Origin of the sequence: Klebsiella electrica, from assembly GCF_006711645.1 — a bacterium.
GTDB classification, from domain to species: domain Bacteria; phylum Pseudomonadota; class Gammaproteobacteria; order Enterobacterales; family Enterobacteriaceae; genus Klebsiella; species Klebsiella electrica.
On sequence record NZ_CP041247.1, the window covers coordinates 716,936 to 734,946 of the forward strand.

An 18,011-nucleotide genomic window follows, 5' to 3' on the forward strand; every position below is an offset into this window, starting at 1 on the left:
TTCTAAAAATACCATCTATCTGTCGAAAAAGAGTTTTTATGGGGAATGCCCTCAAAATGTCGATGTATACATCACTAGGCTGTGTCCTTTAATTGCATAATTTTTTGTAAAACAGTCTAATGCAACCCAGTTTCACCATCGCCAGATAATTCCTCGCCGTTTTGTCGTAACGCGTGGCAATGCGACGGTATTCTTTCAGACAGCCAAAACACCGCTCAACAACGTTGCGATTACGATAAGCATCACGATCAAGCTGTGAACGACCATCTGCTGCCATTTTTTCATTAGATTTCCGCGGGATAACCACTTTTATCCCTTTTCGTTTCAGCTCATTGCGAAGCGCATGTCCTGAGTAGGCTTTGTCAGCCAGCACCGCATAACCACGACGTTTCATGCTGCCGTTCTGGCGCTGAACACCAATTCCGTCCAGAAGGCGTAATGCGAACTGGCTTTCGTGAGCCTGTCCGGGACTCAGCACGATATTTAACGGGAGACCGCCTGCATCCGTCGCCATATGGATTTTGGTGCCAAAACCACCGCGAGAGCGACCCAGCCCATGATCTCCGGCGATATCGGGATGTTTTTTTGCGCGCCGGCGGCGCACCTGAGTGCCCGGATATTGCTGCCATCCAGCGCAGTAGCTGACCAGTCAACGAGGCCGTGAGCATCAAGAGAAGAAAGCAACCTGTTGAAAATAATATTAATCACACCCGACTTAGACCACCGGTTAAAGCGGTTATATACGGTTTTCCATGGGCCGTATCGTTCAGGTAAATCACGCCATGGGGCACCAGAGCACAACACCCAGAACATGCCATTGATGATCATACGATGCTCCGCCCATGGGCGTCCGGCCCGTGGTGTTGCAGGTTGAGCGGGCAGTAAAGGCTGGATGATATCCCATGCTTCATCGGGAAGGTCGTAGCGGGCCATAGTTCAATATGTTGTAGAAACAGATGGTTACTATAGCTCAGACGATTAAGGGACACAGCCTAGAACCACTGCATGCCAATCATTAGAGGAGTAGATCGCAGCCGGTACTCTTCCGGCGTCTTTGAGAGACGCATTCCAGACACGAATGGTGCCTCGCTCACCGTTAAAAACTCTTTGTGCTCTGTTTCCTAAGGTGTCCTTGGTGGTTCGCCGATGCTTTTTAACAGGGAGTTGTATTGATGCGGATCTGCTGCATAAATTTTGTCCAATACGTAGTTTGCCACCTTGGAAATTTCTGGAATCTCCACGGGTCTGAATCCACGATCAGGGATCGATTCGAGATGTGAAAACTCGTTGTTAAGTCTATTCACAAGAGCTATCGCAGTCGGATCCTCATCGCCAAAGAATTTCTTGATCCGTTCAAAGGCATCGTTCTTGTCATCTTGGTGGGGGAACTTAAAGAATAAAAATGCCTCAAGGAACTTACGGAGGTTGTTACCAAATCCATAAAATGGTTCATGAGATTCATTCGCTCCACCTTGATTACGGCACTTGTAGATCTGATGAAATAGGTAGTTGAATTCTGTGATGTAGTCTCGCAGATACGAAGGCATCAGGGAAATCTGACTTGCCCCTCCGTTTCTCTCCACGATGAAATGTTGGCATCCGCCGTGATTCTTCTCATTCGGAAGTGATATTTTCTTTAGATACTTCAAGAAATCTAGGTTGTGGGTGGATATAAAAAGCTGCTTGTAGCGAAAGCTGTTTGTTCCATCTGCATTCTTGATGGGTTTCGCAATCAGGCTTTCAATCAAGCTGAACATGAAGAAGATGTGATTCCCGTCTAGGCTGGAAATTGGGTCATCTATATAAATGATCAGATCCTTACCTTTGCTGTCTGGCTCTTCCAGCTTGGCTATGAAGTAGCAGAAAGCAATCAGACTGCATTCGCCTTCGCTCAAGTTGTAGGCTGATTCACCATCTCTTGTGACTTCAAACTTAACCGAAGTCTGCTCAACATTGTCTTTGGCTTCAAGTTTGATGCCATCGTGACCAAAGAAGTGACTGAGTAGGTCATTCACTCGCTTCGCGCCCTTGCGTTCATCCTTCTGTTGGCCCTGTAGGCGGGTCACTTCGGCTTCTTGTTTGATAATTTCGACTTCTGCCTCGGTAAATGCAGTGTTGGCAGTGTCAGCATCTGTTTTGAGACTGGCAATACGGGTCAACTCAGTATCGTAGGTAATGTCTCCGATAAAGGAAGCCACATCGGTAAGTCGAAGAGATTCGCGAGCAGTATTTTTATCTTTTTCCAGTGAACTTGTACGGCTGTTGTTTCTACTGATCAGATTATTGATGTCGCCTACGCATCGCTGAATTGCATTCGAATCGTGAATGTAGACAGGTATGGCAACCTGCTGAAAAATGGTGTTCTTTCTCTTATCCAATGCAGCCTTCAGAGTTTTGATATCCTGCATGTAGCTATTCAGGTATTCAGCAAGTTCTCTCTTGCTGGCTTCAAATAAGATTTTTTCTTCTGCATAGAACTTATCACCAGTCAAAGTCAAGAAGTTAGGAATGGCTTGGATTTCGCTGGCGATGGAAGTCAGGCATGAATCGATACACGACTCCAGATCCGAGGATTCTTTACTGAAGTGAGAGTCTAATACCTGCCAGATGTCATGAGGAAGGTTCTGACGACAGAAGGCGCAAGTGTTCCGCTTATCTTTATGTAGAGGTATGCCTTGCTTCACCCACGTTTGAAGAGCCGCCTCATTCAACAGTTCCTGAATCGCCGTAGTTGGCTTGATCGATCTTGAAAGGAGTTCTTCAGCCACCTTTTTTATTGACTCAAAGTTGAGGCTTATCGATACGGTATCAGCGATATCAGGTAAGGCTTCTTGCTTCAATAGGTTGACCTTGGATGCTTGTTCTTCGGTTGTCAGCGGTATGAAGCTAGGTTTTTTGACTGAGTCAATGTCTCTTTTGATGCTGTCTATATTGTAAACAGCAGGGCCGTATATGCGGTTCTGCTTAATCTTACTGTTGGCATGAGAACGAAGTTTGCCTTCCAGAGCATCAGACGCAGTATTATGATTGCCTTTAGTTCGATCTCGTTCTTTCTTTTTAGCTTCAAGTTCATGTCGGAGGCCTGCCTCCGACTCAACACTGCCTAGCTTAGTTTGGATTGCGATAATGGCATCTTCGATCTCTTTATTCTTTTCACCAACGATAGCAAACGTCTTGATCTCTCCGTCGGTTTGATTGACCAAAAAGCTTAGGTTATCGCTCACAAAGTCCCGATTGTAGACCCGAACATCATAGCCATGACCGACAAGGCCTACCTGTGTCACATCACCTTTGTCACCACGAATAGTGAAATTTGGATCCACGTAGTTATGTGGAATGCGCCCCGTTTCCAAAGCGCGGAAAATCCGCGAGAGTGTCGTTTTACCAGAGTAGTTCCGTCCGTAGAGGATGTTGAGCCTCTTGAAATTCTGGACGTTGTTACCTGCATCCTTAAGGCTCTTTCTCCAACTGAGGCCCGCAAAACTACCGAAACTATCGATGTCAACCTGACTGAACATGAACACTCCCTTAGCGCTGGCTATTGGCTGCCGATTTGCAAGTGAAACAGATCGTTAGCTAGGCTGTGTCCCTTAATCGTCTGAGCTATAGTAACCATCTGTTTCTACAACATATTGAACTATGGCCCGCTACGACCTTCCCGATGAAGCATGGGATATCATCCAGCCTTTACTGCCCGCTCAACCTGCAACACCACGGGCCGGACGCCCATGGGCGGAGCATCGTATGATCATCAATGGCATGTTCTGGGTGTTGTGCTCTGGTGCCCCATGGCGTGATTTACCTGAACGATACGGCCCATGGAAAACCGTATATAACCGCTTTAACCGGTGGTCTAAGTCGGGTGTGATTAATATTATTTTCAACAGGTTGCTTTCTTCTCTTGATGCTCACGGCCTCGTTGACTGGTCAGCTACTGCGCTGGATGGCAGCAATATCCGGGCACTCAGGTGCGCCGCCGGCGCGCAAAAAAACATCCCGATATCGCCGGAGATCATGGGCTGGGTCGCTCTCGCGGTGGTTTTGGCACCAAAATCCATATGGCGACGGATGCAGGCGGTCTCCCGTTAAATATCGTGCTGAGTCCCGGACAGGCTCACGAAAGCCAGTTCGCATTACGCCTTCTGGACGGAATTGGTGTTCAGCGCCAGAACGGCAGCATGAAACGTCGTGGTTATGCGGTGCTGGCTGACAAAGCCTACTCAGGACATGCGCTTCGCAATGAGCTGAAACGAAAAGGGATAAAAGTGGTTATCCCGCGGAAATCTAATGAAAAAATGGCAGCAGATGGTCGTTCACAGCTTGATCGTGATGCTTATCGTAATCGCAACGTTGTTGAGCGGTGTTTTGGCTGTCTGAAAGAATACCGTCGCATTGCCACGCGTTACGACAAAACGGCGAGGAATTATCTGGCGATGGTGAAACTGGGTTGCATTAGACTGTTTTACAAAAAATTATGCAATTAAAGGACACAGCCTAGTTTACTCTGTGCTTAAGGAAGGAGTGAATAGGTTATTGATATAAGAAAGGAATTCTTATATATGAAGCGGAATTCAACACCCATCTAAAGATCCCTTTCAAACGTTCATCGACAGAGTTAGGGTATAAAGCCGCTAAATAGCGGCTGCAAGATAACCTTGATGCAGCCAATAGAACTCAGCTGTACTGGCCCCAATCCCTATCAATTACCCATGCTGGACGCCATGAAACAAAGGAACTAGGTTCAAAATGATCGCCTGTATCAATCATATACTCGATACGCTCTTCCCTTAAAGGGAGGGTGTGATTAGTTTTATCGCTCTCAAAATCCCAAACCCAATATCGTGGGATCCCATCTTTGATTCTAGTTCCGGCAGCGTGATCCATTGGTGCACATACTCTTTCAATGTAACGCCCATCGTCTTCAGAGTAGAATCGTATTCTTAGTTTCTTTTTGGTATGTATAGCGTCTATGAACACATCATGCTGATTGTGCATAACCCTTTCCTTACGTAGTCAATTAAAGATAAAGTTCCTTAAAATACGATACCTATCTTAGGGTTATCACAATTGTAGATCTGTGGTCAAACGCTCGAAAATGATACGATTCCTTGTTTCCATCTCGATAAATTTGTTGGTGCAGTATGGCAATCTGGTCGCGTATCAACGTGATGGGGTGTGGTATAGGCGGTAAGTGTCAAGGTAGTTGGCACCCTTAGTTAATTTACGCGGCCTGTTTTTCCCGTTCCGGATTCAGTGTTACAGAGCCCTGCGGTTGCCAGTTTCTTGTCTGACCTGACCAGCGCTCCGGGTGCGCTTTCTGTGCCTGCCTGTACAGGGTATCACGCTGTTTCAGCAGGACGCTGTCCTCACCCCGATGCCGCTCTCCCGGAGTCACATAGCGTATTCCACTGTGACGGTGTTCTTCGTTATACCACCGGGTAAATTTATCCATCCAGTGACGCGCATCCTCTAGTGTTCTGACCCCTGATGACGGCCACTGGGGCACATATTTCAGCGTCCGGAACAGCGACCCGGCATACGCGTTATCATTACTCACCCGTGGCCTGCTGTGGGAGGCCGTGATATTCAGTTCATACAGTTTCATCTGCAACGTCTGAGATTTCATCGCCGCTCCGTTATCGGCGTGCAACATCAGCGGCTGACGCCAGCAGCCTTCACGCAGAACGCTGCGTTGCATCAGTGCTGCAGCCTGTTCACCACTTTCTGTTTCATGCACCTCATAACCGGTGATTTTACGGCTGTACAGGTCGATTATCATGTACAGATAAAACCAGCGGCCACGCACCGTTGACGGTAACCAGGTTATATCCCAGGACCACACCTGGCAGGGCTCCATCGCCGTGTACGTTGTGGGTGGTGTCATTTTCTGCATCCGCGCCTGACGTCCTCGGCGGTGCACTTCTCCTGAGCGCCGCAGTACGCGGTAAAACGTCGATTCACTGGCCAGATAAAGGCCTTTGTCTGCCAGTCGTGGCACGATTTGGGATGGCGGCAGGCTGGCATATTCCTGCTGATGGCAGATATCCGATATCCCGTATCCGGCTTTCTTCCTCAGGAGATAGCCGGTTAAACGGTACCGGCCTGATGGTTTCAGTCCTGCGGTCACGGGGGCAGCACTGCCAGCGGCGCCAGGTACGCAGGCTCAGCTGAACTTCACGGCAGGCGATGACACGCCGGGCTCCGGCTCCCACGGCTTCATTAACCCACAGAATAAACTGCCGCCGCTCATCTTCCTGGGTCAGTCGTCCCCGTCCGTTTCCCCGTAGTAGTCCCTGAGCTTTTTTCGCAGAACCAGTATGGCAGCAGCCTCCGCGAGAGCCTTTTCTTTACGAACCCGCTCTTTTTTCAATTGTTTAATTTCTTTCTGGCTCTGTTTCAGGGCCGCTTTATCCACAGGCGCAGAGACCTGCAAAAAGCCCTGTTTCCACTGAATAAGTTGTTCCGGATAAAGGCCTTTTTTACGGCATTATTCTGCCACTTCAGCTTCGCTGAATGTGGCTGTTTCGACAATAGCGGCAAAACGCGCTTCTGCGGACCACTGGTCTGTTGTTTTGTCTGCGCCGGGCACCGGTTTTCCCTCTGATTTAGCCTGATTACGCCAGTTATACAGGGTAGCTTCGGATATTCCTTCCATCTGCGCAACAGCGGCAACGGTCATGTTGTAGGGCGGTAGCAGTTTTGCCAGTGTGCTGGCTTTTCGTTCAGGGGAAATTCGTTTCATTTGTCACTCCGTCGCCCTCAGATTGATTTTTCAGAGGGGGTGACAACTATCCTGACACTGAGGGCCGCCGGGCGGCTGAAGTGCAATCAGTCCGCTTCTGGCACGGAACGGACCTTCATTGACGCTATGCCAGACCTAAATTGCTGCTCAGCAGGGATTTTAACGCCGCCATTAACTTCACTTACTGGAGGCTTAACAGTGGCTGGGAAAAGTTGGTTGACGGAGGGCTGATAACCGATTTTATTGAGTACCGTGAGCAAGGCCGGGAATACTTTCCGGGATTGTGAAGGGTTGAGCAAGCCTACCAGCGCGGTAGTGTTTTGCAGAGCTCCGAAGTGAAGCGATGCTGCTTGTCTTCTCCTGACCGGACAAAGACCGGATTCTGCCTTGCAATGATCAATTCACCAATAGGTATACCTAATGGAAATAGTATTTATTGGCAGAGTGAAGACCAGCAGACGTTGGCACAGTGACCGGAAGGGCATCTATAAAGGACAATGCTCAGGAGGGCCCAAGGTGTAAAAGCAGTGTCTCCTGTGGTCGACACGACCAGAAATCTACCGGAACCCCAGAAAGCAAAAAACCAGCCGTTAAGCTGGTTTCTTTAAATGAGTGGTGCCCGGACTCGGAATCGAACCAAGGACACGGGGATTTTCAATCCCCTGCTCTACCGACTGAGCTATCCGGGCAACGGGGCGCATTAAAACCGATTCGCCTCGCTTCGTCAACGAAATTTATTCAAATCGATGCAGACTGCACAATCTATCACCAGTTTGAATTAAAAGCACCCGTTTTCAGGTGAAAAAAAGCGTCCAGGCCGCTGAAATCGGCATTGCCAGAAGCAGGGCCGGCAGCATGTTCACCACCGCAAACATCTTAATTCCGCAGATGCGCAGCCCGGTCGCCAGCAGCAGCATGCCGCCGACGGCGCTGAAATCGGCCATCATCATCGGCGTGGTGAGCGGCATGATCAGCGACGCGCAGGCCGCCAGCGTGAGCTGGATGAGCAGCATTGGTACGCAAATGGCTGAAACGGCAAACCCCAGCGTGCAGGCGAAAATCGTGGCGGTGAAAAAGTCGAGGAAAGCTTTGGCGATCAGAATGCTGGCATCGCCGGTCATCCCTTCGCGCATGGCGCCGAAAATTCCGGTACCGCTGGCGCAGAACAGAACAATAATGGCGACATAGCTCTGAATAAATGACGTATTCAACTGCGCCTTTTTTTTACCTGTCGGCGTGAGCCACTGCTGCAGTTTGCTGACCACGGTATTGATGCCTTTTTCCATATTACAGGCTTCGCCAAGCAGCGTGCCGACCAGCGTGGAGAGCACCATCACCGGCAGGTTGGCGCATTTCACTACCAGCAAAATACCAATCCCCAATGAGGCCAGACCAAAAATAGAGGTCATCGATGTCCGAATCCGCTCCGGCAACCGCTGACTTAACAGCGCGCCCAGTACGCCGCCTAAAAGGACCGCGCCGGCATTAATAAAAGGTCCTGTCACCACAGCAGTGCTCCTGTAAATTATCCCTGACAACGGCATTATTATGACCCGAAAGCAGGGTAAAGGCCTGCAAATACGTATCGTATTTGCATACAGATTTCATCTTGCGCAGGTATGTTAAAGGTGACATTATTGCGCGAATTTTCTTCTCTTCAGCGATGAGGCCGCCGATGATCTCCCCCTCCGTACATCATCATTGCCGCTGTACGCGGATGCGTAAGCCGTCTCATCTTGCTACTCTGCATTCTGATTCCCTGCACCTCATGCGGTGAAGGCAGCGCAGGCTCACTGCAGGACAACAGTAAAATCGGACCCGGTCTGCTTTTACTGATGTCTGGCGGTCGGAGCTGGAATCCAGTCGGACCCTGACATTTCGTTGGGCAAGGTATTAACGCTTTGCCTGAAGCCTTTTACTCTCCGGAAACGGGTATTCGCGCTAATGAAATCACTGCACATTGCCGCCAGCCACGCGCTGGTCTCTCATCTCTCTACCCACCGCCGCGTAGTGGCGCTGGACAGTACTGATTTTACCGATGTGGCGGCAGTCGTCATTACCGCAGCGGACAGCCGCAGCGGCATCCTCTCTCTGCTGAAACGCAGCGGCTTTAACCTGCCGGTCTATCTGCTGACCGATAGCGACATGGAAAAGCCAGACGGCGTGACGGCGATGATTGGCGGGAAGGAGCAGGAGTGGCTCGAACTGGAGGCCGCCGCCTGCAGCTATGAAGAGAATCTGCTCCCGCCGTTCTTCAATACCCTGACGCAGTACGTCGAGATGGACAACAGCACCTTTGCCTGCCCGGGGCATCAGCACGGCGCGTTCTTTAAAAAACACCCGGCGGGCCGCCAGTTTTTTGACTTCTTTGGCGAGAACGTCTTTCGTGCCGATATGTGCAATGCCGATGTGAAACTTGGGGACCTGCTGATCCACGAAGGCTCGGCGAAGCACGCGCAGAAGTTCGCGGCCAGGGTCTTTAATGCCGACAAAACCTATTTTGTCCTCAACGGCACCTCGGCGGCGAATAAAGTCGTGTGTAATGCGCTGCTGACGCGCGGCGACCTGGTGTTGTTCGACCGCAACAATCACAAATCCAACCACCACGGCGCGCTGATTCAGGCGGGGGCCACCCCGGTCTATCTCGAAGCGTCGCGAAACCCGTTTGGCTTTATCGGCGGCATCGATAACCACTGTTTTGATGAACACTACTTGCGTAATCTGATTCGGGAAGTGGCGCCGGAAAAAGCCGATACGCCGCGGCCGTTTCGCCTGGCGGTCATTCAGCTGGGCACCTATGACGGAACGGTCTACAACGCCCGTCAGGTGGTGGATAAAATCGGCGGCCTGTGCGACTACATTCTGTTTGATTCCGCGTGGGTAGGCTATGAACAGTTTATTCCGATGATGGCCGACTGCTCGCCGCTGCTGCTGGATCTGAATGAAAACGATCCGGGCATTTTTGTTACCCAGTCGGTGCATAAGCAGCAGGCGGGGTTCTCGCAAACGTCGCAGATCCATAAAAAAGATAACCACCTGCGCGGCCAGGCGCGATTCTGTCCGCATAAGCGGCTAAATAACGCCTTTATGCTGCATGCTTCTACCAGCCCGTTTTACCCGCTGTTTGCGGCGCTGGACGTGAACGCTAAAATCCACGAAGGAGAGAGCGGCCGCCGACTGTGGGCGGAGTGCGTGGTGCAGGGGATTGAAGCGCGCAAGGCGATTATCGCCAGTTGCAAAATGATTCAGCCGTTTATCCCGCCGGTAGTGGCGGGGCGCCCGTGGCAGGATTATCCTACCGAGACGATTGCCCGCGAGCGGCGTTTCTTCAGCTTTGAACCGGGCGCCCGCTGGCACGGTTTTGACGGTTATGCCAGCGAGCAGTACTTTGTCGACCCGTGTAAATTGCTGCTGACTACCCCGGGCATTGATGCCGAAAGCGGCGAATATACCGGGTTTGGTATCCCGGCGACCATTCTGGCGCACTACCTGCGTGAGAACGGCATTGTGCCGGAGAAGTGCGATCTGAACTCGATCCTGTTCCTGCTTACGCCGGCCGAGAGTACGGAAAAAATGGCCCGCCTGGTGGCGATGCTGGCGCAGTTTGAACAGCACATCGAAGCCGACACGCCGCTTGCCGACGTGCTGCCGACTATCTATAACAAATATCCGGTGCGCTATCGCGATTACACCCTCCGCGAGCTGTGCCAGGAGATGCATGATCTGTACGTCAGCTTTGACGTGAAGGATCTGCAAAAAGAGATGTTCCGTAAGCACAGTTTCCCGCGCGTGGTGATGAACCCGCAGGATGCCAACCGCGAGTTTATTCGCGGCAACGTTGAGCTGGTACGGTTAAACGAGGCGGAAGGCCGGGTTGCCGCTGAAGGGGCGCTGCCCTATCCGCCGGGCGTGCTGTGCGTGGTGCCGGGAGAAATCTGGGGCGGCGCGGTGCTGCGCTATTTCCTGGCGCTGGAAGAGGGCGTCAACATGCTGCCCGGTTTTTCACCCGAGCTGCAGGGGGTCTATAGCGAGACGGACTCTGACGGCATCAAGCGGCTGTACGGCTATGTCCTGAACCAGGCTGCTGTGCGCCTTTCTTAATACCGGCCCCTCTCCCGCGAAGTGTCGGGAGAGGGGCGGCGGCTCAGCCCGCGCTATGTCGGTACATTCTGCGCGGATGGCCAATCTTGCCGTATTGCATCTCCACGCTGAGAAAACCGCTCTCCACGCAGTGTTCCAGATAGCGGCGGGCGGTGGTTTTACTCAGCCCCGTCGTACTCGCGACTTCGTCCACCGAAAAGCAGCGCAGCGTATGGTGGCTAAAGAGATTTTGCACCCGCGCCAGCGTATTCCCCTCTATGCCTTTGCTGCCGCTATCCTGGCGGTAGTTTTTCGCCTGCAGTTGATACAGGGAATCCACGTTTTGCTGATCGACAATCTTCCATACCCGCTGCTGTTCAGCAAACTGCATAAAGCGCTCAAGCGACTGGTTCAGACGCTTCCACGATACCGGCTTGAGGATGTAGTCGAATGCGCCGTTGCGGATAGCCAGGCTACAGGTATCCATATCGCTGGCGGCAGTGATAAAAATGACCGAACAGTGGGTACGTGCCAGCATCGCATTATCGATAAGCGTGATTCCTTTTCCGTCCGGCAGGTAGTTATCCAGCAGCACCAGCTGCGGTCGCTTACTCTCAATTTGCGTCTGCGCGTCGGCCAGGGATGAGGCAATGCCCACCAGCCGCAGTCCCGGATGTTTGCCAATCAGCTCCGCATGCAGCAGCGCCAGGGCGTGCTCGTCTTCCACGATCAGTACATCGATAAGTTCATGTTGCATAGTCGGTCTCTTCCAGTTCCCGTTCCGGGCGCCAGGCGGTTCCCGTGGCGGGAATAAACAGTGAAAAAATCGCGCCGCGGGGCATATTGTCGGCGACTTCGATCGCCCCGCCAGCCTGGCTGACATAGCTGTCGATCAGGTACAGCCCGATACCGTGGTCGCCGCAGGTTTTGGTGGTGATGCCGCGTTCAAATATCCGCTCGCGCAAGGCGGGCGTAATGCCGACCCCCCGATCGGCCACTTCGACGATCAGCTCTTGCGCATTCAGCTTGATCAGCACCTCTACCGGCTCGTGCGGCAGCGGCGCGCGCTGCGTCGCCTCAATGGCGTTATCCAGCAGGTTGCCGATAATTGAAATCAGCTCTGATTCGGCAAGTTGTCCGAAGGGTCTTTCCATCCGGCAGGTCGGATCGAAGCTGAGTTGCACCCCTTTTTCGCGGGCGCGGGAGGCCTTGCCTAGCAGCAGACCGCACAGCGTTGGTGAATGAAAGCGCGACGAGATAAAGTCCAGCAGCTCCTGGGCATGTTCTGACTGGGCCTGAATAGAGTGGATGGCTTCCTCATAGCGCCCCATATGCAGCAGGCCGGAGAGGGTGGTCATGCGGTTGAGCTGCTCGTGGCGCATGATGCGCAGATTGTCGACGTAGCGTTTCACCTGGCTGAGCTGGGCGCTGAGGGTGTCTATCTCATTGCGATCGCGAAAGGTAATCACCCAGCCCTGCAGCGAATCTTCCAGCATGATCCGTACGCGACTGGCGATCACCGTCAGATCGTTGAACCGACAGATCTCATCATGCGTGTCCCGTTGCAACATCGTTGGCGGCGAGAAAAAGGGGACGGGGGCGATCACCTGGCCGATCGGCTGTCCGCGTAGCTGTCGGGCGGGTTGGTTCAGGCCCAGCAGCTTCCGCGCCGCCTGGTTGATCACCTCGATCCGCAAATGGTCATCGATAGCGATCACCCCTTCGTAGATAGACTCCATCATCGCCTTTTGCTGGCGCACCAGCAGGCCGATTTCACGCGGCTCCAGCGAGAAAATTTGCTTCTTAATGCTGCGGGTGAAAAACCACGAGAACACAAACAGGGCCACGAGCAGCAAAATGGCAGCGATCAGGATATTGACGGCTTTACTGACGGTGATGGTATCAAGGTAGCTGGTGAGATAGCCCACGGAGACAATACCCACCACCTGACCATCTTCACTGAAGACAGGTGCTTTGCTGCGTAGCGAAATCCCCAGACCGCCCTGGCGAATGGTGGTGGTGGTTTCGCCCTTCAGCACCTCCTCGTTATCGCCGCCGACAAGCAGAGTGCCGACCCGGTCGGCGAAGGCCGAATGAAACAAATGACGGCCCTGGTTATCGCCGACGACAATAAAACTGGCGTCGCTGCGCGCCGCTATTTTTTGCATAAAATTAGTGATTGCAGGAATATCCTTTCTGGCGATATTTTCGCGTAATACAGGGATGATGGCGATTTCTTCTGCTTGTATTTTTGCCCGCATGCTCATTTCCATATACAGCTGCTTTTCGACATCAATATAATAATAGCCTCCCAACAGCACCAACAGTACTGAGAAAAAGGCCGTCAGTGAAATGAACAGCTTTATTTGAAATGACATTTTCATCGCTATCACGCAGGCTATCAATGGAAGTGGCTAATATATCATCTTTTTTCCGGCTGGCATCTGCTTTGCCGGAAACTTGTGATCCTTTGCACAAGCGCCCGGCACGCCGAAAATATTGCTGCCGCAGCATATCTTAAATTTACGTTAATAAATGTTATTCGTTTGTTCATTTTAGAAAATAAACCATAAAAACCACGCTAATAAATAAACTGTGAATCACATAAAATAAAAGAAACCATTAAAACCATAGCCCCCATTAAAGTTTCGGTTTTAATATGCTGATCCTCACATTAAGTCTGCTTTGGGCACATTAAGCTGCCTGCACAAAATAACCAAGGGGCTTAATTATGAGCACGACTGACGATTCTTTCTCTGTTACTCAGGATCCAATTGATATTCACAAACCTTCGTTCAAAGAGCGCTGGTGGCATATTATGGATAGCTGGAAAGTGGGGATCATTCCTTTACCGCTGTTTGTTCTTGCCGGGCTGCTTATCGCCATCGATTGTCTGGGGGGGAAGTTACCGAGCGATATCGTGGTGATGGTTGCCACGCTGGCGTTTTTTGGTTTTGCCTGCGGCGAGTTCGGTAAACGCCTGCCGATCGTCGGCAAACTCGGCGCGGCGGCGATTTGCGCGACCTTCATCCCTTCGGCGCTGGTCTACTATGGCCTGCTGCCGGATGTGGTGGTGGAGTCCACCACCAAATTCTACAAATCCACCAATATTCTCTACCTCTACATCTGCTGCATTATTGTCGGCAGCATCATGAGTATGAACCGCACGGTGCTGATCCAGGGCTTTCTGCGCATCTTCTTCCCGATGCTGTGCGGTGAAATTGTCGGCATGATCGTCGGCATGGGCGTGGGGCTGGCACTCGGCCTTGAACCGTTCCAGATCTTCTTCTTCATCATCCTGCCGATCATGGCGGGCGGCGTGGGTGAAGGGGCGATCCCGCTCTCGATAGGCTATGCGACGTTGCTGCATATGGATCAGGGCGTGGCGCTGGGACGCGTCCTGCCGATGGTGATGCTCGGCGGCCTCACCGCCATTATCATCTCCGGCTGTCTGAACCAGCTTGGCAAACGCTATCCGCACCTGACCGGTGAAGGCCAGTTGATGCCCAACCGCGCGAATAGCGATGAAACCGCTGCACAGCCTGCCTCCTCCGGAAAAGTCGACGTCACCACCATCGCCTCCGGCGCGCTGCTGGCGGTACTGCTTTATATGCTGGGGATGCTGGGTCACAAGCTGATTGGTCTGCCTGCACCGGTTGGCATGCTGTTTATGGCGGTGCTGGTGAAGCTGTTTAACGGCGTCTCCCCGCGCATTCTTGAAGGTTCGCAGGTGGTCTACAAATTCTTCCAGACCTCTGTGACCTATCCCATCCTGTTTGCCGTCGGCGTGGCTATCACCCCGTGGCACGAACTGGTCGCCGCTTTCACCGTCAGTAACCTGCTGGTGATTATCAGCACCGTCTCTGCGCTGGTGGCGACCGGTTTCTTCGTCGGCAAAAAGATTGGCATGCACCCGATTGATGTCGCCATCGTCTCCTGCTGCCAGAGCGGACAGGGCGGAACCGGCGATGTGGCGATTCTGACCGCCGGCAACCGTATGAGCCTGATGCCGTTCGCCCAGATTGCCACCCGTATCGGCGGTGCGATTAACGTCTCAATCTCGCTGCTGATTCTGGGCAACTTCCTCGTTTAAGTTTTCAGGAAAAAACAATGAAACTCGCAAGCTTTATCTATCAGGGCGTCCGCAGCTTCGGCATCGTCAAAGCGGAAGGCATCATTGATTTAGGTCGCCGTCTCGGCGACCGCTACAGCGACCTCAAGGCGCTGTTGCAAGGCAACGGGCTGGCGGAGGCCACCCGTTATCTCCATGACGCGGTGGATGTGCCGATGGAGGCCGTCACCTTCCTGCCGGTGATTGAACAGCCGGAAAAGATCCTCTGCGTGGGGATGAACTATGCCGATAAGCGCAAAGAGTTCGATCAGCACAACCCGGCGCCGACGCTGTTTGTCCGCTTTGCCGATTCCCAGACGGCGCACAACGCGCCGGTATTGAAACCGCGCCATTCCCGCGAATTTGACTACGAAGGCGAGCTGGCGGTGATTATCGGCAAAGGCGGCGAGAACATCCGCCGCGAGGAGGCGCTGCGCCATGTTGCCGGCTACAGCTGCTACATGGATGGCTCCGCACGCGACTGGCAGCACAGCTGGTTTACCGCGGGGAAAAACTGGCGGCAGACCGGCGCATTCGGCCCGTGGATGGCGACCGCTGATGAGATCCCGGATCCGCATCAACTGACGATCCGCACCTGGCTGAACGGCCGCATGGTGCAGGATGACAACACCAGCAGCATGATCCACAAGGTGGCGGAGCTGATCGAGTATATCAGCACCTTCACCCGCTTAAGCCCGGGCGATGTGATCATCACCGGATCGCCGGGTGGGGTGGGGAAAAAGCGTAACCCGCCGCTGTTTATGCAGGAGGGCGATCGCATCGAGGTTGAGATTGAGCATATTGGCCATCTCAGCAATGTGATCATGGAAGCGCCAGCCAACCCGCTGACGACGGCACACTGAGTAAGGCGTGAAGATGGACTCGCAACCCGCTATCGACTTTCGTTTCACGGAAGTCGCCCAACACCCGGAACGTCTGAGCCAGATTCGTTACCTGCTGACGGACAGCGGTCTGGGGATGGACAACGATATTACGCTGTTTGTTGAAGCCTGGTGCGCAAGGCAACTGGTGGGCTGCGCGGGGCTGGCCGCCAACGTTATCAAATGCGTGGCGGTCGATGAGCGGCTGCGCGGTGTGAATCTCAGCGCGCGGCTGCTGGCGGAAGTGGAAAACGTCGCCCTCGCGCGCGGCCATTTTCATCTCTTCCTCTGCACCCGGCCCTGTAATGAGGAGCGCTTTACCCGCAGCGGCTTCTGGCCTGTCGCCCGCAGTGGCAATAACGCGGTATTGATGGAGAACACGCCGCAGGGCATCGCCCGCTACTGCCGTTCGCTGCGCGCTCTGCGCCGGCCCGGCAAGGATATCGGGGCGATTGTCATGAACGCGAATCCGTTCACGCTTGGCCACCGCCATCTGGTGGAACACGCGGCGGCACGCTGCGACTGGCTGCATCTGTTTGTGGTACGCGAAGATGCCTCCTTCTTTCCGTTCGCCGCGCGTCTGGAGATGGTACGGGCCGGGGTGGCGCATCTGGCGAATGTCTCCGTACACGAGGGCTCGCAGTACATCATCTCGCGTGCCACTTTTCCCGCCTACTTCCTCAAAGAGAGCGGGAAAGTGCAGCAGGCGTGGAGCGAAATCGACGTGCTGATCTTTCGCGACTACATCGCGCCCGCTCTCGGCATTACCCATCGTTTTATCGGCTCCGAGCCGTTTTGCGATATCACCCGTCAGTACAACCAGACGCTGCATGAACGGCTGGCTGGCAGCATCGAGGTGGTGGAGATGCCGCGTATCAAGGCGGCAGGGAGCGCCATTTCGGCCTCGGAAGTCCGCCGTTTACTGAAGACAGAACAGTATTCTCGTATTCGGGACATTGTCCCGGAATCCACTTTCGCGCATCTCGAAGCGCACTACAGCGCGGAAGTCGCTTAATTATCAGGAAACTACCATGAAAATTATAAGGGAGGCGCTGGCCGGTACCCAGGAGTCCAGCGACCTGATGGTGAAAATCGCCCCCGCCGACGGCGAGCTGGAGATTGTCATCCACAGTGAAGTGATAAAGCAGTTTGGCGAACAGATTCGTCAGGTGGTTGAGGAAACGCTGCGCGCCATGGCGGTGCGGCAGGGATTGATTATCATCGAAGACAAAGGCGCGCTGGATTGCGTCATTCGCGCGCGACTGCAAAGCGCGGTGCTGCGCGCCGCCGATGAGCCGCATATCGACTGGAGGACACTGTGATGAACAGGCTCCGTCGTAGCATGTTATTCCTGCCGGGCGCTAACGCAGCCATGCTTTCTACCGCCTTTATCTATCGTCCGGACTCGATCATGTTCGATCTTGAGGACGCGGTGGCGCTGCGCGAGAAAGACAGCGCGCGCCTGCTGGTCTGGCATGCGCTCCAGCACCCGATGTATCAGGATATCGAAACCGTGGTACGCATTAACCCGCTGAGTACGCCGTTTGGCTTGCTGGATCTGGAAGCCGCCGTACGGGCTGGCGTGGACGTGATCCGATTGCCGAAAACCGATACCCCGGAAGATATCGACGAACTGGAAAGCCACCTGGTGCGTATCGAGCGCGACTGCGGGCGTGAAGTGGGTTCCACCCGCATCATGGCGGCGATTGAGTCGGCCGTTGGCGTCATTAACGCCGTCGCCATTGCCCGCCGTTCCCCGCGGCTGATTGGCATTGCGCTGGCGGCCTTTGATTATGTGATGGACATGCAGACCGAACGCAGCGACGGCACCGAACTGTTCTACGCCCGCTGTGCGGTACTGCATGCCGCGCGGGCAGCCGGTATCGATGCCTTCGACGTGGTGTGGTCAGATGTGAACGACGAAGCCGGATTCCTGCGCGAAGTCGAGTTGATCCGCAAGATGGGCTTTAACGGCAAATCGTTGATTAACCCGCGTCAGATTGACCTGCTGCACAATGCGTATGCGCCAACCCGGCAGGAGGTCGAACACGCGCAGTTAGTGATTGAGGCCGCGCAGGAGGGGGAACGCAATGGCCTGGGTGTGGTCTCGCTCAACGGCAAAATGGTCGACGCCCCGATTATTAACCACGCACAGAGAGTGCTGGAACGCGCGGCCGCCTCCGGCGTGCGCCGTTAA

General features: G+C 53.4%; 14 protein-coding genes, 1 tRNA gene and 1 pseudogene. 7 read left to right on the forward strand and 9 right to left on the reverse strand.

The features are described 5' to 3' along the window. Nucleotides 1-88: 88 nt before the first annotated feature. A protein-coding gene (locus Electrica_RS03475) for an IS5 family transposase (RefSeq protein WP_141963343.1) occupies nt 89-933 on the reverse strand; the annotation gives its coding sequence in 2 pieces (ribosomal slippage) (nt 89-588 and nt 588-933; 846 coding nt in all). A gap of 188 nt (nt 934-1,121) precedes the next feature. Next, a complete protein-coding gene (locus Electrica_RS03480) occupies nt 1,122-3,518 on the reverse strand; it encodes an AAA family ATPase (protein ID WP_167686214.1) in 2,397 nt (798 codons plus the stop codon). A 121-nt stretch (nt 3,519-3,639) separates the two neighbouring features. Here Electrica_RS03480 and Electrica_RS03485 point away from each other — a divergent pair. Further along, nucleotides 3,640-4,484, forward strand: a protein-coding gene (locus Electrica_RS03485; RefSeq protein ID WP_141963343.1) for an IS5 family transposase whose coding sequence is annotated in 2 segments (ribosomal slippage) — nt 3,640-3,985 and nt 3,985-4,484 — 846 coding nt in all. Because the reading frame shifts where the segments join, the coding sequence is not laid out codon by codon here. 190 nt (nt 4,485-4,674) lie between these two features. Here Electrica_RS03485 and Electrica_RS03490 read toward each other — a convergent pair. The 4 genes and pseudogenes from Electrica_RS03490 to Electrica_RS03505 all read right to left on the reverse strand — a co-directional run bounded on the left by Electrica_RS03490 (nt 4,675) and on the right by Electrica_RS03505 (nt 8,250). Next, nucleotides 4,675-4,995 (reverse strand): hypothetical protein, encoded by a 321-nt coding sequence (locus tag Electrica_RS03490; protein ID WP_019211386.1) that lies wholly within the window; start codon nt 4,993-4,995, stop codon nt 4,675-4,677. Nucleotides 4,996-5,221: 226 nt separating this feature from the next. Next, a pseudogene (locus Electrica_RS03495) lies at nt 5,222-6,742 on the reverse strand (IS3 family transposase). A 613-nt stretch (nt 6,743-7,355) separates the two neighbouring features. After that, nucleotides 7,356-7,431, reverse strand: a tRNA-Phe gene (locus Electrica_RS03500). 105 nt (nt 7,432-7,536) lie between these two features. Beyond that, a complete protein-coding gene (locus Electrica_RS03505) occupies nt 7,537-8,250 on the reverse strand; it encodes a DUF554 domain-containing protein (protein ID WP_131048567.1) in 714 nt (237 codons plus the stop codon). A gap of 436 nt (nt 8,251-8,686) precedes the next feature. Between Electrica_RS03505 and Electrica_RS03510 the strand changes: the two genes are divergently transcribed. Next, a complete protein-coding gene (locus tag Electrica_RS03510; RefSeq protein WP_141963465.1) occupies nt 8,687-10,843 on the forward strand; it encodes an ornithine decarboxylase in 2,157 nt (718 codons plus the stop codon). A gap of 43 nt (nt 10,844-10,886) precedes the next feature. Here the strand turns inward: Electrica_RS03510 and Electrica_RS03515 are convergent, their stop codons facing one another. Genes Electrica_RS03515 through Electrica_RS28355 form a run of 3 tightly spaced genes read right to left on the reverse strand, consistent with a single transcriptional unit; the run spans nt 10,887 to nt 13,336 of the window. Further along, nucleotides 10,887-11,579 (reverse strand): response regulator, encoded by a 693-nt coding sequence (locus Electrica_RS03515; RefSeq protein WP_141963467.1) that lies wholly within the window; start codon nt 11,577-11,579, stop codon nt 10,887-10,889. Continuing rightward, complete coding sequence (locus Electrica_RS03520) at nt 11,569-13,206, reverse strand: ATP-binding protein (protein WP_131048569.1); 1,638 nt, start codon at nt 13,204-13,206, stop codon at nt 11,569-11,571. The genes Electrica_RS03515 and Electrica_RS03520 overlap by 11 nt, the downstream gene beginning before the upstream one ends. Further along, the gene (locus Electrica_RS28355) at nt 13,115-13,336 is read right to left on the reverse strand and encodes a hypothetical protein (protein ID WP_167686208.1); all 222 of its coding nucleotides are present in this window, start codon (nt 13,334-13,336) and stop codon (nt 13,115-13,117) included. Before Electrica_RS28355 ends, Electrica_RS03520 begins: the two co-directional genes overlap by 92 nt. A gap of 217 nt (nt 13,337-13,553) precedes the next feature. Between Electrica_RS28355 and Electrica_RS03525 the strand changes: the two genes are divergently transcribed. From Electrica_RS03525 to citE, 5 genes are read left to right on the forward strand one after another with little or no spacing between them, the layout of a single operon-like run. Continuing rightward, entirely contained in the window at nt 13,554-14,915 is a 1,362-nt protein-coding gene (locus Electrica_RS03525) for a 2-hydroxycarboxylate transporter family protein (RefSeq protein ID WP_100683453.1), read from the forward strand. A 17-nt stretch (nt 14,916-14,932) separates the two neighbouring features. After that, entirely contained in the window at nt 14,933-15,796 is an 864-nt protein-coding gene (locus tag Electrica_RS03530; RefSeq protein WP_131048570.1) for a fumarylacetoacetate hydrolase family protein, read from the forward strand. Between the two features lie 13 nt (nt 15,797-15,809). Continuing rightward, nucleotides 15,810-16,829 carry a [citrate (pro-3S)-lyase] ligase gene (gene citC, locus Electrica_RS03535; RefSeq protein ID WP_141963469.1) on the forward strand — a complete coding sequence of 340 codons (1,020 nt, stop codon included), beginning with the start codon at nt 15,810-15,812 and terminating at the stop codon, nt 16,827-16,829. Nucleotides 16,830-16,845: 16 nt separating this feature from the next. Then, entirely contained in the window at nt 16,846-17,136 is a 291-nt protein-coding gene (gene citD, locus Electrica_RS03540; RefSeq protein ID WP_141963471.1) for a citrate lyase acyl carrier protein, read from the forward strand. Next, entirely contained in the window at nt 17,136-18,011 is an 876-nt protein-coding gene (gene citE / locus Electrica_RS03545) for a citrate (pro-3S)-lyase subunit beta (protein ID WP_004867558.1), read from the forward strand. Before citD ends, citE begins: the two co-directional genes overlap by 1 nt.

Coding starts and splice junctions, on each gene's coding strand:
- Electrica_RS03480 (WP_167686214.1), bottom strand. CDS start 3,518: ATGTTCAGTCAGGTTGACATCGATAGTTTCGGTAGTTTTGCGGGCCTC.
- Electrica_RS03490 (WP_019211386.1), bottom strand. CDS start 4,995: ATGCACAATCAGCATGATGTGTTCATAGACGCTATACATACCAAAAAG.
- citD (WP_141963471.1), top strand. CDS start 16,846: ATGAAAATTATAAGGGAGGCGCTGGCCGGTACCCAGGAGTCCAGCGAC.
- Electrica_RS03515 (WP_141963467.1), bottom strand. CDS start 11,579: ATGCAACATGAACTTATCGATGTACTGATCGTGGAAGACGAGCACGCC.
- Electrica_RS03525 (WP_100683453.1), top strand. CDS start 13,554: ATGAGCACGACTGACGATTCTTTCTCTGTTACTCAGGATCCAATTGAT.
- Electrica_RS03510 (WP_141963465.1), top strand. CDS start 8,687: ATGAAATCACTGCACATTGCCGCCAGCCACGCGCTGGTCTCTCATCTC.
- Electrica_RS28355 (WP_167686208.1), bottom strand. CDS start 13,336: ATGCTGCGGCAGCAATATTTTCGGCGTGCCGGGCGCTTGTGCAAAGGA.
- citC (WP_141963469.1), top strand. CDS start 15,810: ATGGACTCGCAACCCGCTATCGACTTTCGTTTCACGGAAGTCGCCCAA.
- Electrica_RS03520 (WP_131048569.1), bottom strand. CDS start 13,206: ATGAAAATGTCATTTCAAATAAAGCTGTTCATTTCACTGACGGCCTTT.
- citE (WP_004867558.1), top strand. CDS start 17,136: ATGAACAGGCTCCGTCGTAGCATGTTATTCCTGCCGGGCGCTAACGCA.
- Electrica_RS03530 (WP_131048570.1), top strand. CDS start 14,933: ATGAAACTCGCAAGCTTTATCTATCAGGGCGTCCGCAGCTTCGGCATC.